The following is a 15,469-nucleotide window of genomic DNA, read 5'->3' on the forward strand; positions in this document are numbered from 1 at the left end:
AAATATTTAGGGAGAATATCTCATGCGTGAAGAAAAGACACCCACGACACAGATTCAGCAACCCCACACTGCTGACCAGTCAGACATATCTCGTGGTACCAGTCGACGGACTCTGATGACGGGCGCAGGTATAGCGGCTGCCTCTGTGGCAACTGTAGGCGCTCTTGCCGGATGTTCCGCAGAAGACCAAAAAAATACTGAGGCCTCGGGTAAGTCTGCTGTTAAAGACTCATATTCTTTCTTTGGTGAGCATCAGAGTGGTATCTCGACAGATGCCCAAGACCGCATGTATTTCGCGGCTCTCACTCTTAAAACCACATCGAAGGATGAGATCAAGAAGCTTTTTAAAGAATGGTCAGAAGCATCGCGTAAGCTCATGGCGGGAGAAATCGTGGGGGAGGACTCCTCCTATGAAGCACCTCCAAAAGATACCGGCGAAGCTATGGACCTTTCTGCTGGGCATCTAACTATCACCTTTGGCTTGGGGCGATCGTTTTTCGTGGATTCAGAAGGCAAAGATACGTACGGGTTTAAAGATAAACTTCCGCCCGCCTTGGTAGACATTCCCAAGATGGCGGGGGATGTCATAGAACCCGAGCGAAGCGGCGGCGATCTGTGTATTCAAGCCTGTGCTGATGATCCCCAGGTGGCTTTTCACGCTATCCGAAACCTAGTGCGTATTGCGGCGGGTCGTGCCGTTGTAGCGTGGAGCCAGCTCGGATTTGGGCGTACCGCATCCACGTCAAGTACGCAGGATACCCCGCGCAACCTCTTCGGGTTCAAAGACGGTACCAACAATATTAAGGTTCAGAATCCAGAGTTGTTGGAAAAGCATGTCTGGGCTTCAAAATCTAATTCGGAGGGGCACCCCGATTGGATGGACGGCGGCACCTACCTTGCAGCACGCCGCATCCGCATGATTATCGAGACATGGGACCGCTCCCGGCTACGGGAACAAGAAGAAATCGTGGGGCGCACCAAAGTAACAGGCGCGCCGCTGTCAGGCGGTGAAGAATTTACCGCTCCGGATTTTAATATGAAGGGCAAATACGGTCCCATTATTCCCGATGATTCGCATATGCGCCTGATGCATCCAGACCAAAACAACGGGGTGCAGATGCTTCGTCGTGGGTATAACTACACGGATGGTTCTGACGGGCTGGGGCACCTGGATGCCGGTCTCTTCTTTATCGCTTTTATCTGTGACCCTCGCACGCATTTTATTCCTTTGCTCAGTACCATGACGGCATCGGACGCTATGAGTGAGTATCTGCGGCATACCGGGAGCGCGGTCTTCGCTATTCCGGCAGGAGTTAAAGACGAGAACGATTTTATAGCATCAAAACTTTTTAACTAAGCTCCGTATTCAACCTTTAGCGGCTGGTCTACGTTCATATAGCGGACGTTGGCCAGCCGCTATGCGTCATATTGTGGAAATTTAATTTGTTTCCGTAAGCCCTCAGGGTACTATTGAGCTAGAAATCACATATACATCGTGGGAGACAATGATGACTACTCCAGCACCTCAGTACGATCCGAACACTTTTAGACGTGATTCAGCCCCGTCGGATACTCAAGCGATTTACATCCAAGAAGGCGGCGAATCGCACGACAGCCTATTTAATTTACCATCGAAACACCCTAAAATTTTCCGTCTTCAAGAAATTATGATTGTATCGGCGCTTTTGTGCTTTCTTCATGGTGTTATCTCAGCTTTTGCGCCAAACAACTTTAAACCGCTTGAAGGCCTTCCGGAATTTGGGGTTTGGGGCGGTCTTGTGCTTCTAGCCGTGGCAGCGGTCGTTTATCTATGGGTTTATTTCACCATTCAGAAAGGTAAACGCATCGGTCTTACTTTTGGACTGATATTTGCGATTTTGGGCGCTTTTATCGCTATTATGTCGATGATCGGCAATATTCTTAACTCCCAGCATTACGGTCTTGTTCCCATCTATGCTGGCTGGTTTATCACGAACGTCCTATGGATTCGTTCCGCTTTTGACCCCGCTGTTAAAGAGCTCCTCGTCTAAATACATAAATGACGACATAATTCCTGGCTGCATTCACAGAGGTGATGCGGCCAGGATCTATTTAAATTTAACGCTGGTTGCGCTGAGATTTTGTGGAAGGCTTTCGGCTACTCTGATCGGGAGAATGTTCTGTAGTTTTTCATGCCTAGGGCCTATAGACACAAGCTATCGTGAAAGAAGACTCCAACTGCACTAAACTAGAAAGATAGCGCGTGTCTGCGTGCCCTGCGGCGCGCCCGCCTGGTGAGAACAATGCACAAATGCAGAGAAGAGTAGTTATGACCGATTCCGTGCAGGAACATGAGAACGCGCCCGAATCAGCGCACATTCTTGCCCGTATTGCACAGGTTTTAAAAGAGAACCCTGAGAACGGTTTAGAAACCGTTCGAGAAGCCTTCGAGGCAGAACGTGAACGCGCGCAGAAAGCTCTGCGTGAGCACGCGCAAGACTTTGACTCGCTCAAGGAAGTACGTCTTGGGTTCTTTGGCGATAAAGGCAGCTTAAGCCTTGCCAACCGGCAGATGCGTGACCTTGAAAACCAGCATAAGGGGCCGGTCGGTAAACTTTTAGGACAGGCGCGTGCGGTACTCACCGAGGCTATTGAGGCCCGTACCGCAGAACTTGAAGCAGAGCGCGAGGCGCGCATCCTTGCGGAAGAAGCGGTAGATGTAACCGCTGCCACAGCACGCCATTCATTGGGTGGGCGTCACCCTGTTGCGTTGATGCAGGAAAAACTTACCGATATTTTCGTGGGTATGGGCTGGGAAGTTGCCGATGGACCGGAACTAGAGTCCGAGTGGTACAACTTTGATGCCCTGAATATTAAGCCAGATCATCCGGCACGCGAGATGCAGGATACTTTCTATGTAGAGCCTAAAGAAACGCATCTTCTTTTACGTACCCATACCTCCCCGGTACAGATGCGTTCCATGCTTACCCGTGAGCTGCCACTGTACATTGTGTGCCCTGGTCAGGTTTATCGCACAGATGAGCTTGACGCTACGCATACCCCGGTATTCCATCAGATTGAAGGCTTGGCAGTCGATAAGGGACTGACCATGGCTGATCTGAAGGGAACTCTCGAATATATGGCGCGTGCAATGTTCGGTGAAGAAGCGAAGATTCGTCTGCGTCCGAACTTCTTCCCCTTCACGGAACCTTCTGCAGAGCTCGACCTATGGCACCCCCACGCGAAAGGCGGGCCCCAGTGGATTGAGTGGGGCGGTTGCGGCATGGTGCATCCCAATGTTTTACGTGCCGCAGGCATTGACCCCAATGTATATTCGGGTTTTGCGTTCGGCATGGGTATTGAGCGTACCCTCATGTTCCGTAATAATGTCCTTGATATGCACGACATGATTGAGGGCGATATCCGTTTCTCTGAACAGTTCGGGATGGAGATTTAGACACTATGCGTATACCCCTATCATGGCTGCGCGAATTTGCGCCTGTCCCCGAGGATGCTTCGGCTGAGGACGTTCTTGCAACTCTCGTGAAGGTAGGTCTAGAGGAAGAGGATGTGCATCGTCCTACCGATGAGATTTCCGGTCCCATCGTGGTCGGTCAGGTGCTTTCACTGGAGCCCGAAACTCACTCCAACGGCAAGACCGTGAATTGGTGCCAGGTGCGCGTAGTTCCCGAAGGACAAACACAGACTCTCACCGGCAAAGGCATTGAAGAATCCGGCGTGCAGGGTATTATCTGCGGTGCCCACAACTTCAAGGTCGGCGACAAAGTCGTAGTAACTCTTCCCGGCGCCGTACTGCCCGGAAACTTCGCCATTACCGCCCGCAAAACCTATGGACATAAGTCTGCCGGTATGATTGCTTCTACCCGAGAGCTGGGGATTGGTGAAGATCACGGTGGTATTTTGGTGCTCTCTACGCTGGGTCTTGACCCGGAACTTGGTTCCGATGCATTGGAACTTTTGGGTCTGCATGACGAAGCAGCAGAGGTTAATGTGACCCCCGATCGCGGATATGCGTTTTCGATTCGCGGTATTGCCCGTGAATATGCGCATGCGACCGGAACCTCTTTTAACGACTTCGTTCTGGAATACGACGCTCGCGCCCCCAAGGCTAACTCTGAAGGCATCTCGGTACGTCTAGAGGATTCCACGCCAATTCACGATAACCCGGCAACTGTACGCTTCACCATGCGCCAGGTTAATGGTGTGGATGCAACCGCGCCAGTACCCACGTGGATGGCTTCACGCTTGCGCTTAGCGGGTGTGCGTTCTATCTCGCTGCCGGTTGATATTTCCAATTACGTGATGCTTGAGACTGGTCAGCCGCTGCACTTCTATGATGCCGATAAGGTACAGGGAGAAATCGTGGTGCGCCGAGCAGTCGCAGGGGAGAAGCTGACGACTTTGGACGGCGTTGAACGCGACTTGCATCCAGAGGACATTGTGATTACCGATGATTCTGGCGTTATCGGCCTTGCTGGTGTCATGGGTGGTGCTTCTACCGAGGTCACGACCGAGACAAAGAATATTCTGATTGAGGCGGCACGCTTTGATGAAGTTTCCATTGCGCGTACCGCGCGCCGTCATAAGCTTATCTCTGAAGCGTCTAAGCGTTTTGAACGCGGGGTAGATACGAAACTTCAGCCAGCGGCTGCCCAGCGTGCAGTTGAGCTGCTTGTCGAGCTCGCAGCAGGAGTTGCAGATGCGGGGGTGACCGATGTCGTGATTTCTCGCGAGCCGGTGGTCATCGACCTTCCCCGGGATTACGTGGCGAACCGTATCGGGGTGGAGTACTCACCCGAACAGATCGTCAATACTCTCACAGAAATAGGATGTGAGGTTGAGGCGACCGCGACGGGATACACCGTAAAAGCTCCTTCGTGGCGTAATGATTTGCTGGCTCCGGAAGATCTAGCGGAAGAAATTGCTCGTTTGGATGGATACGAGAATATTCCATACACTCTACCTGTCGCTCCCGCAGGTCACGGATATACCCCAGAACAAGCCGCCCGTCGGCGAGCTGCTAATGCGCTCGCGGCAGCTGGGTTGACCGAGGTTTTCGCTTATCCCTTCGTCTCGGAGGAAGCGAATAATCTTTGGTCTTCGCCAACCGCCGGCGAAAAAGTGAACTCGGTACGGTTAGCGAACCCAATTTCTTCTGCTGAGGGATGGCTGCGTCGCTCGCTCCTGCCCGGTTTAACAGAGGTTTTGCAGCGGAATCTCTCGCGCGGTTTCAAAAACTTGAAGATTTTTGAAGCTGGCCGCATTTTTATTCCTGGTGAACGACAGGGCTCCGCTAGTATCCCTCCTTTGGGTGAACGGCCCAGTGATGAGGTTCTTGCGGATTTGAATGCGGGTATCCCCGAGCAGCCTGTGTATTTTAGTGGACTGTTTGCTGGTGCTGAGCACGAGCCAATGCCTGGCACTCAGGCTCGTGCCTATGACTGGCGCGATGCGCTGGATGCGGCGCGCCTCATAGCGGATGTTTTAGGTGTTGAGATTGTGATTGCCCAAGGAACCCATCAGGCATTCCATCCTGGACGAACCGCGCAGCTCCGCACACAGGACGGACAAACTATCGGTTATGCTGGCGAGCTGCATCCGAAGCTCCTGCAGACTGAGAATCTCCCTGAACGTACCTGTGCTTTTGAGGTGAACTTTACTGCACTGTTTGCTTCCCGCTCGGGTGTGCCTCAGGCATCGCCTATTTACGGTTATCCGGCAGCTACTCAGGATGTTGCTCTTGTGGTCGATGAGAATATTCCTGCTTCTGAGGTAGCTCAGGCTCTTCGTGATGGCGCTGGGGAATTGCTCGAAGATTTGCGAGTCTTCGATGATTATCGTGGTCAGGGTGTCGAGAGTGGTAAAAAATCATTGGCGTTTGCTATGCGCTTCCGGGCACCTGATCGCACGCTCACTGCTGAAGAAGCAAGCGCTTCGCGTGAGGCAGCGGTTGCTGTTGCCGTGGAACGCTTTGGGGCTGTGGCGCGTGTGTAGACACACTATGGTATAGTTCATCACTAGCGCCCCTTCGCCCGTTACGTGGATCAGAAGGGGCGTTAGCTATGTGTTCATACGAATCATGTACTTGCCAAGTTGTAGGTGAGCGTTAGAAAATCGTCACTCTGTGAAGGTTCTATCACGTCTTAACTTTCCGTAAGGCTAAGGCACCGGTACCCTAGTACAGGAAACACGATAAGGAGAGCGCATGACACAGCGTGATGACGAATACGAAGACGTCGATTACGAGGGTACTGAAGAATCCAGGGATGATTTTTTCGGCATGAGCGATGCCGACGATGAATACTACGAAGAACGACCCCACATCAACTGGGTATCGGTATTTAGCGTACTTCTGGCTATCGTGGTTGCAATCGTTCTGTGCGTTGTGGGTGTTCGTGCGCTTTTCTCCGCGAATCAGGACGCGGAATACGAGGGCAAAAGCTGGGTTATTGAAGGCAGTTATGTTGATTTGACCCCCGATTTAGAAACAGACTCGAATGTAGCGCAATATAAGGGTAATCTGCCGAAGGATAACCGCATCGACGGCATGAAATATCGCTCAAACCTGAAGGACACCTATGAGGTCCATGCGGGTGAAAATATCGATTTCCGTGGTACGCAGACTGGAACCTATGCGCAGGATTTCCCCCGTGAGGTAAGTGCTTTAGTCGCAGAGACCTCTGACCACCAGATTGAGGTTGTGCGTACCGGTGAAAAAGGAAGCGTTAAAGCGATTGAGCAGGGCAGTGTAGGTCAGCAGTATCTCGTTGGCTGGGGTAGTTTTGCGCTAGCTCTTGTTGTGTTGATCGGTGGATGCGCCTTCGGTATATGGTCTAATCGCCGCTCTCGTGTTGATTATGTAGATGTCGACGGATTCGAGGAATCTGACGACTATGAAGAGGACGATGAGGGCTACATCGTTGAGGAAGAATCTTCACAGGACGATGTAGAGTCGCGGCAAAAGTAGCACAGTAGTAGGCTGAACCTGACCTTGTAGAATATGCGAGGTCAGGTTCCGCTTTTGTATGCGGGAATAGAGGATATAAAGTCCACAAAGTATGCTAGGAACGTAAAAGTTTTCAAATAAAGTTGCGCATAATCGATATTTAGGTCGCATAATTATGTGTATATGTATTATCTTTGAGTATTGAGAGCGGTGCGGTACCTCGTGGGGTCCGTGACTAGACTCAACCTGTGGTTGGAACCGAAGGAAGTAGAAGACAAAATGCCTTTCCCCTCGACAAAAATCGCGCGTCAGGCACGTATCGTGGAATTGTTGCAGACCCGCCGTGTACGTTCTCAGGCTGAGCTGGCGCAATATCTTACCGATGACGGTATGAAAGTTACTCAGGCTACGCTCTCACGTGATCTTGTAGAAATTGGTGCTGAACGTATTCGTGATGAGGGTGCTGGTCTCATATATGCTGTTCCAAACTATCCTGCGCGTCGTGGGGGAGGGGCAGCTCCCGATGCACGCATGATTTCGCTCTTTAAAGAGCTGCTTATCACGGCGGAAGGCTCGGGCAATATTACGGTTTTGCGTACCCCACCCGGTGCCGCGCAATTCCTAGCGTCCTCTATCGATCAGAGCGGCTTAGAGGCAATTCTTGGCACAATAGCTGGAGACGATACCGTAATGGTAATATCCCGCGATCCTGCTGGTGGACAGGAACTTGCAGCTAGTTTCTTGGCATGGTCTACAAACTAATAAAAGACTTTATTGAATATTCAGATACGGTGAATGCCGTGTAAAGCTATGGTTTGCATGAGGCGGTGGGCGCAAAATTGAGACGTGATGGTTTGTTCCCACTGCCTCTGTGCTATTCAGCGGTTGATGTTGCCGCAGCGAGAAGTTCTTGCATACGCGGTAGGTCGAAGAACCGAGCAACATCCGCAGGGGTTTGTGTACCTAAAGACGCATTGGCGCCAGCATCAAGAAGCAACTGAGAGATCGTGAGGTTATCGCGGAATACCGCGCAGACTAACGCCGTTTGCCCACGGTCATTGAGACGATCTGGGTCTGCACCCGCTTTGAGAAGAACGCGCACGATTTCTTCATGCTCATGGTAAGCGGCAAGGATGAGGAGAGTGTCTCCGTGGGAGTTTGTGAGATTTACCGGTATGCCTTGATCGAGGAGCGACTGGAGCGCAATAGGCTTATTATTGCGGGCAAGGTCAAAGATCGAATTGAGGAATTCGAGCTCTTGGTCTTTTAGCTCGGGGGAGACCTGAGATGATGGTGAAAAGTTATCGGTCATGGAGGCTTCCTGCATGAGAGATTATCGTTTATTTTGATTTATTCGTAAATACTATTATGAATTCATCAGAATACAAATTTGTTGAATAAATGTGACAGGTAAAAAGCTCGGTTTATAGGTATGCTGTAAACTTTGCCTGAGATTGACGGGTTTAGAATGGAGAAGGCTAAACAAGCGCCATATTGTGCTGTTAGCGCTACCCCGAGTTAGAGCTTTTTCATGCTACGCAAGAACATGCAATAGGAATAAAGAAACGATGCCCGTTACTGTTGAGAATGCCTCCGCCCCTGAACCGGCAACATCGCACAATATTGCACGTCTGCTCGCAAGCCGCATACACGAGAACACTCCAGCGCTAGTATTTTCAGCCTCCTCGAATATCGCTACGGTGACATATCGCAAACTGGGGCAGGCGGCGGCTCGGGTACAGGCACATCTGCGAAAATGTGGTGTGAAGGAAGGCGATCGAGTAGCGCTCTCTTTGCCTAATGTTCCCCTGATGCCCGCTCTATACTATGGCATTCTGGCAAGCGGTGCTCTCTGTGTTCCGTTAAACCCTCTGCTGAGTGGTGCCGAGCTTGAACATCATCTGCAGGATAGCGGCGCTACCATGCTCTTTGCCTGGGAAGGAACCCGCCTAGCAGCTGAAGCACACCAAGTGCCCCTCGTGTGTGACGGAACCGTGCATCTTGAGATATTAGGCGGCACGAGTGCAGACCCTCAATCTTCATTAGCTCCCTTTGGAACAGACCATACGTCTGAACCAGAACTCAAATTATGCCCCGTAAGCCCGGCGGACCCGGCGCTTATTCTCTATACCTCGGGAACCACAGGAAAGCCCAAGGGCGCGACCCTAACGCACGCTAATATTCTGAGTAATGCCCAAAGCTGTGCTCAAGTGTTCGGATTTACCGCTGAAGATATTATTTTTGGTGGCTTACCTCTTTTTCATGCATTTGGGCAAACAGTCACCCTCAACGCGGCATGCGCTGCTGGCTCATCCATCGCTCTTTTGCCAAGGTTCACCCCCGAAGAGGCAATCAAACTCATCGACCAAGCCGATGTGACGGTTCTTGCAGCAGTACCCAGCATGTATGCTGCGCTTATAGCCGAACTCGAAGAAAACCCGTCTAACGCTCGCCAGCTGAAAGGACGCATCCGATTTGGTATTTCTGGCGGCTCACCCCTGTCCGCATCTGCACACAGTGCATTTGATGCGTTAATCTCCTGTCCTATATATGAAGGGTATGGGCTGAGCGAAACCTCACCAGTTGTCAGTTTTAATCAGGCCCAGTTTGGGCACGTAACTGGCTCCGTCGGACGCGTGCTTCCGGGAATACAGGTGCAGATACGTGACGATGAAGGTCGGTCTTTACCTGCAGGAACTCATGGGCAGCTTTGGGTTTCGGGCGAAAATATCATGGCGGGATACTGGAATAACCCTCAGGCTACGGACGAGGTTTTCGACGGTACATGGTTTGCCACCGGAGATATAGCTCGTCTGGATAACAACGGCAATATTTATATTGTGGACCGCATTAAAGACATGGTGCTGCGTAATGGGTATTCCGTTTATCCTCGTGAAATAGAGGATGTTCTTCAGACACATCCGCAGGTTCGAGCCGTTGCCGTTATTGGTCTTGATGATGCGCTTGTTGGCGAGGAGATTACAGCTGTTGTCGTCTCTCGCGGGCAGAAGGATGATGAATCGCTGATTCAAGAATTAGATACTCTCGCGCGTGAGAAACTCGCTGCCTATAAGTATCCGCGCCATTATCGAATTGTAGATTCCATGCCGTTGGGGCCCACTGGAAAAATCCTTAAACATGAACTACGTGCCATGTTTATCGAAAAAAGGTAGAATTCTTGAGGCTGTCAAAGCCACCGTGCCGCATTAATTCTGCGGCGAACATACATCGACTGATCCCAAAACCCGCTGACCTCCGAAAGAGAGAGTAATGAACGTTTCTGCGCTCGCATCCATGCAAGAGCTTATTCCGGCGGCATGCGCAACCATTCAGGATTACCCACATCAGGGAATCCTGTTCTACGACGTCACCACTCTCTTTGCAAACGCTGAGGTTTTTAAAGCATCTATTGACGAGATAGCACGGCTTTTTGAAGGTACTTATGACGTTGTCGCTGGTGTAGAAGCCCGTGGTTTTCTTATGGCTTCAGCGCTTGCTTATGCCTCCGGCAAAGGCATTATGACGGTACGTAAGGCCGGTAAGCTGCCCCGTGAAACATACCGCGAAGAATATGAGCTTGAGTATGGTACTGCAGCTATCGAGATTCACAGTCATGATTTCGCACCGGGAACCCGCGTACTTCTACTCGACGATATCTTGGCAACCGGTGGCACGCTGGTGGCTGCCGCGAAGCTTATTGAACGTGCGGAGCTGAAAGTAGCAGGAATTGGCACTCTCTTGGAACTCAAAGGCTTGGGCGGGCGTGAAGCTCTGGCGCAATACCGAGTAGAAACTTTAAGTGTAGTTTCTGAGTAACGTCCTGCCTCAAAGCACATAGACATAGCTTTTGAGCGTGCATATAACCCTGTAAAATAGATACTCTGTTTTCGGCATCGCCGTAAATCGTGAGTTAATCGGCGTCATGCCGTTAAAGGAGTTTTTATGCCCGCAGAAACATCTAAGAATGTTTCCGAGAATGTTGCTACACGTGTCTTTGCGCAGCAGCTTGCCCAAGAACGCGAACATGTTGCAAAAATCTATGCACGACTAGATGATTTACGGGAAGAAACCTCACAAAAACTCGCGGATGTTCGCAAGAATCAGGCAGTTGGTGGGCATCAAAACCGTTCCGAACGGGACTCTTTTGCCACCCATTACGAAGATCGCCTGGCCCAGCTTAACGCAGTGGATGCGCGGCTTGTTTTTGGCCGTCTTGACCTTACAAAAGACGGAGCCGATGAGGTTCGGTATATCGGCCGTTTAGGAATTATGGATAGCGACCAGAAGCGGCTTTTGATGGATTGGCGTGCCCCCGAGGCCGGCACGTTCTATCAGGCTACGGCGTTTAATCCGTTAGGGGTTCGGCGTCGGCGGCATCTGATGCTGGAGGGACGTACCGTCACCAACATCGAAGATGAGGTGTTCGACTCCGAATTACTTCAGGATAGCGACACTTTGCATGGTGAAGGTGCGCTTCTCGCGGCTTTAAATAAGAAACGCACCGGGCGGATGAATGATATCGTCGCAACCATACAAGCCGAGCAGGATGCGATTATTCGTTCCGAGCTGCCCGGCGTTCGGGTTGTTCAGGGCGGGCCAGGTACCGGTAAAACTGCAGTTGCTCTGCATCGTGCGGCATATTTGCTGTATACAAATCGAGAACGCCTCGCTAAAGCGGGTGTATTAGTGGTAGGACCGTCGCATTCATTCATGTGGTACATTGAGCGTGTTCTGCCTTCTCTGGGGGAAACCGGAGTGGTCATGGCTTCCTTGGCAACACTGTACCCTGGGCTTCGCGCTGTACCAGAGCACGATCGTCGTATCGCTGGGCTTAAGGGTGATTTGCGCATGGTAGAGGTAATCAAGAAAGCAGTTGAAGATCGCCAAAAAGTTCCTGAGCGGGAACAGCGCCTCAACGTTGAGGGCACTGATGTTGTTCTTACTCCACAGATGGTACGTTCAGCACGTTCTCGAGCTCGTGCTACTGGAAAACCACATAATGAAGCTCGCGAGACGTTCGTCAAAATTTTGCTTAAGGAACTGACGAGCGTGCTGGACGATCAGCTTAATAAAGCCGCTGGTCGCATTGTGGAGCGCCCTTATTTACAAGATGATGTGCGTGCTTCTTTGGATGTACGACGTGCTCTTAACCTTGCCTGGATGCCGCTTTCACCTGAAACGCTGGTGCGTTCTCTGTTCTCGAAACAGCAATATCTAGAGTCCGCAACTCAGAATTTTACTGAGGCAGAAAGGGAACTTCTCAAACGCCCTGCCGATGCTCCTTTGACTGAGGCTGATGTTCCTTTACTGGATGAAGCTGCGGAGCTTCTCGGTGATTTCTCCCGGGTCACGGGTGCGGCAGCAGCAGCGCGCGCAGAGGCTGAGCATCGAGCTAACCTTGAGAATGCGTCAAAAGCACTTGAGAATGTGCATCAGACACTCGCCGATATTGGTGCAGACGGCGTTGTTACGGCCGAGCAGATCGCCGCTCTCAACGAGGTAGGTATCAATCGTATGACTGCTGCAGCTGCGGCACAGGCGGATCGCACCTGGGCCTATGGGCATATTGTTGTGGATGAAGCGCAAGAGCTTTCGCCTATGCAATGGCGTTTGCTGATGCGACGATGCCCCATGAAATCGTTTACGGTAGTGGGAGATATTGCGCAGGCATCTTCAGCCTCTGCCGCTTCATCGTGGTCTCAGGCTCTTGAACCTTTTGTGGGGGAGCGGTTTACCCTTGAAGAATTGACGATTAACTACCGTACCCCGGCGCAAATTGCGGATGCCGCGGTCGCCGTTGCACGCGAAGCCGGGTATGAAGTGTCAGCGCCTCGTGCTGTGCGTGAAGGACAATGGGCACCTTTTATCCATCGGGTGCCCCAGGAACACGTGGTTGCTGAGACTGTCCAGCGCGTGAGTGATGAGGTTGCCCTAGGAGATGGGGCTCTTATCGGAGTAGTCTGTTCCCCCGCCCAGTACACACAGGTGGCGCGTGCAGTTATGGAAACACATGCGGATCGTACAGGAACCGCTGAGGACGCCGTCGAAAATCAGGTTCTTGTTTTGACTCCTTGGGAAGCTAAAGGGCTTGAGTTTGATGTTGTCATCATCGTGGAACCGCAGCAGCTTCTTGATGATGCACAAGGTGCTGTAGGTGATCTATATGTATCAATGACTCGCCCCACACAGCGGCTTCATCTGGTAGGAACCTCAATGCCCGCAGGTCTAGGTGCTGAAGCAGCCGGATCTGCCCAGTCGTAAAGTGGACCTGTAAGTAGTGTTGGCATGTATCGCAGGTAGCGACGTAGTGCTAGGCTATAACTATCAATCTTGGGTGTACTTACTATGTGCAGGCTGTATTCTGTGCATCAAATATTTCTACACCGTATGTCATGGAACGGAGAACATTGAGAACCATGTCTGCCGACATCCTTAATGCGCAGCACAATGACGACACGTTCGAGAACATCTGGCAGGAGCTCAAATGGCGCGGACTCGTGCATGTGAGTACTGACGAAGAGGCACTCGAAAAAGCATTGAGCGATGAAAAGCTTACATTCTATACCGGGTACGACCCTACCGCCGCATCCTTACATTTGGGGCACCTTGTGCAGCTTTTGGTAATGCGTCGTCTGCAACTTGCCGGGCACTACCCCCTAGGTCTGGTGGGCGGTTTTACTGGTCTGATCGGAGACCCCCGGCAGACATCGGAGCGCGTACTTAACTCCCGAGAAGTCGTTGCTGATTGGGTTCAATCTCTACGGTCTCAGATTGAGCGTTTTCTTTCGTTTGAGGGCGAGAATGCGGCTCGTATGGTGAATAATTTGGATTGGGGCGGGCAGCTTTCGGCTATCGATTTCTTGCGCGATATTGGTAAGCATTTTCGTGTGGGCACGATGGTCAAGAAGGAAATTGTTGCTAAACGCCTAAACTCTGAAGAAGGAATTTCTTACACTGAGTTCTCGTACCAAATCTTGCAGGGCTTGGATTATCTTGAGCTTAACCGTCAGTACGGATGCACTTTGCAAACCGGTGGTTCTGACCAGTGGGGTAATCTCACCAGCGGCACCGAGCTGATTCGCAAGGTCGAGGGAAAAACCGTTCATGCTATTGGAACCCCTCTGATTACAAACTCTGATGGCACGAAGTTTGGTAAGAGCGAAGGCAACGCAATTTGGCTGAACCCCGAGATGTGTTCTCCATATGCCTTTTACCAGTTCTGGCTTAATACCGCTGATGCGGATGTAATAGATCGTTTGAAGGTCTTTACTTTCTTGACTCGTGCGGAGATTGGCGAATACGAGCATAAGGTCGAAACCGAAGCGTACAAGCGTAAAGCGCAGAAACGGCTTGCTTATGAGGTTACGGCCCTTGTTCACGGTGTTGAGCCTACGGAACAGGCTATAGCGGCTTCGGAAGCTCTTTTTGGCAAGGGAGACTTTGCGGCCTTGGACGAGAGCACTCTTCAGGCTGTAATGGATGAGCTGCCTTCGGTTGAGCTCTCTTCGGATCGGCTGGATCTGATTACTGCGCTTACGGAGCTTGGTTTTGCCTCTTCCAAGTCTGAGGCGCGACGTATCTTGAAAGAAGGCGGCGCATCTGTCAATGGTGTGAAGGTTCAAGGTGAAGATGCCCTGATCTCATCTGAGCAGCTTTTGCACGGTAAGTATGCAATCGTGCGTCGAGGCAAGAAAAACCAGGGTGCGATTACCGTAGTATAGGGTTTACTATTCCTGATTTACCACAGGATCTTGAAGGGTTTCTATGCGGTTCGATGTATGGAAACCCTTCATTTATATCTTCAGTGCGGCGGCCTAAAGAGAAAAGAATATTTTAGCGATTCGAGTTTTTTGAGGTGGCATGACGGGAATACGCGCTTTTTAAGAACAGTGAAGAGCTACGTAGTTTCGGGGTCTTTTGCACCCCCAACCAGTGCTTTAGAATTTATAGATATCTGACTAGTGTTTTTGTGAGTGTTTTATCTCATCACCTGTTGGGTTGCGGTGGTGGGTGTGGGTGTGTATAGTTGTATGAGTCGCCGCGGCGAGGACTTCATTTCTGGTTGTGATCCGGGTGGGGTTGGTTGCGGTGATTTATCATGTGATGACCGGCTGATGATGACTCTGATTGTGTGTTGTTGTTGGTGTGGTGTGTTGTTTGAGAACTCAAGAGTGTGCTTTGTTCAATACGTTTTAGGCACAGCATGTTTGTGTGTTGTGTTGTGATGATGTGTATTGGTGAAACGGGATGTTGTGACAGTGCGCTGGTGTCCTCGTAGTGGGGGGTGTTGGTGTGCGGGGTTGATACCGTATATGTTTTTTGATCTTATTGAGGTCATGTTTTTTGGTGTGGTCTTGTAGTTTTTGAAAAATTTGTTGTGGTGTCTGCTGGTTGGGACATTCGTGTGGGGTGCAGAGTCATGGGGTGCGTTGGTGTGCCTGGTGTCTTTGTGTCCTGATTGTTTTTTGTTTTGTCAGTAGTTCATTGTTTTTTTTGAGAGTTATGGGATCATGCGTTTGCTTT

Annotated in this window: 11 protein-coding genes; 10 read left to right on the plus strand and 1 reads right to left on the minus strand. The window is 50.9% G+C overall.

The features are described 5' to 3' along the window. Nucleotides 1-22: 22 nt before the first annotated feature. The 6 genes from efeB to HMPREF3016_RS04000 all read left to right on the plus strand — a co-directional run bounded on the left by efeB (nt 23) and on the right by HMPREF3016_RS04000 (nt 7,708). A complete protein-coding gene (gene efeB, locus HMPREF3016_RS03975) occupies nt 23-1,357 on the plus strand; it encodes an iron uptake transporter deferrochelatase/peroxidase subunit (protein ID WP_048753121.1) in 1,335 nt (444 codons plus the stop codon). A gap of 151 nt (nt 1,358-1,508) precedes the next feature. After that, on the plus strand, nt 1,509-2,030 hold the full coding sequence (locus HMPREF3016_RS03980) for an ABC transporter ATPase (RefSeq protein WP_239664773.1): 522 nt from the start codon (nt 1,509-1,511) through the stop codon (nt 2,028-2,030). Nucleotides 2,031-2,308: 278 nt separating this feature from the next. After that, nucleotides 2,309-3,436, plus strand: coding sequence for a phenylalanine--tRNA ligase subunit alpha (pheS, locus tag HMPREF3016_RS03985; protein WP_004006296.1), 1,128 nt, complete (start codon nt 2,309-2,311; stop codon nt 3,434-3,436). Between the two features lie 5 nt (nt 3,437-3,441). Beyond that, complete coding sequence (pheT, locus tag HMPREF3016_RS03990) at nt 3,442-5,994, plus strand: phenylalanine--tRNA ligase subunit beta (RefSeq protein WP_070740381.1); 2,553 nt, start codon at nt 3,442-3,444, stop codon at nt 5,992-5,994. 211 nt (nt 5,995-6,205) lie between these two features. Continuing rightward, complete coding sequence (locus HMPREF3016_RS03995; RefSeq protein ID WP_004006298.1) at nt 6,206-6,967, plus strand: hypothetical protein; 762 nt, start codon at nt 6,206-6,208, stop codon at nt 6,965-6,967. A 258-nt stretch (nt 6,968-7,225) separates the two neighbouring features. Further along, the gene (locus tag HMPREF3016_RS04000; protein ID WP_048751575.1) at nt 7,226-7,708 is read left to right on the plus strand and encodes an arginine repressor; all 483 of its coding nucleotides are present in this window, start codon (nt 7,226-7,228) and stop codon (nt 7,706-7,708) included. Nucleotides 7,709-7,820: 112 nt separating this feature from the next. Here the strand turns inward: HMPREF3016_RS04000 and HMPREF3016_RS04005 are convergent, their stop codons facing one another. Further along, nucleotides 7,821-8,258 carry an ankyrin repeat domain-containing protein gene (locus tag HMPREF3016_RS04005; RefSeq protein ID WP_048751576.1) on the minus strand — a complete coding sequence of 146 codons (438 nt, stop codon included), beginning with the start codon at nt 8,256-8,258 and terminating at the stop codon, nt 7,821-7,823. Nucleotides 8,259-8,514: 256 nt separating this feature from the next. On the opposite strand from HMPREF3016_RS04005, the gene HMPREF3016_RS04010 reads away from it, so the two are divergent. The 4 genes from HMPREF3016_RS04010 (at nt 8,515) to tyrS (ending at nt 14,667) form a co-directional block, all read left to right on the plus strand. Then, a complete protein-coding gene (locus tag HMPREF3016_RS04010; protein WP_070740383.1) occupies nt 8,515-10,119 on the plus strand; it encodes an AMP-binding protein in 1,605 nt (534 codons plus the stop codon). A gap of 97 nt (nt 10,120-10,216) precedes the next feature. Then, nucleotides 10,217-10,762: an adenine phosphoribosyltransferase gene (locus HMPREF3016_RS04015; RefSeq protein ID WP_004006302.1), complete on the plus strand. Its 546-nt coding sequence runs from the start codon at nt 10,217-10,219 to the stop codon at nt 10,760-10,762. 126 nt (nt 10,763-10,888) lie between these two features. Next, nucleotides 10,889-13,207, plus strand: a complete 2,319-nt coding sequence (locus tag HMPREF3016_RS04020) for a HelD family protein (RefSeq protein WP_070740386.1) — start codon at nt 10,889-10,891, stop codon at nt 13,205-13,207. A 155-nt stretch (nt 13,208-13,362) separates the two neighbouring features. Continuing rightward, nucleotides 13,363-14,667, plus strand: coding sequence for a tyrosine--tRNA ligase (gene tyrS / locus HMPREF3016_RS04025; RefSeq protein ID WP_070740389.1), 1,305 nt, complete (start codon nt 13,363-13,365; stop codon nt 14,665-14,667). The last annotated feature ends 802 nt before the right edge of the window (nt 14,668-15,469 follow it).

Source organism: Rothia sp. HMSC065D02, assembly GCF_001815285.1.
Classification (GTDB): Bacteria; Actinomycetota; Actinomycetes; order Actinomycetales; family Micrococcaceae; genus Rothia; species Rothia dentocariosa.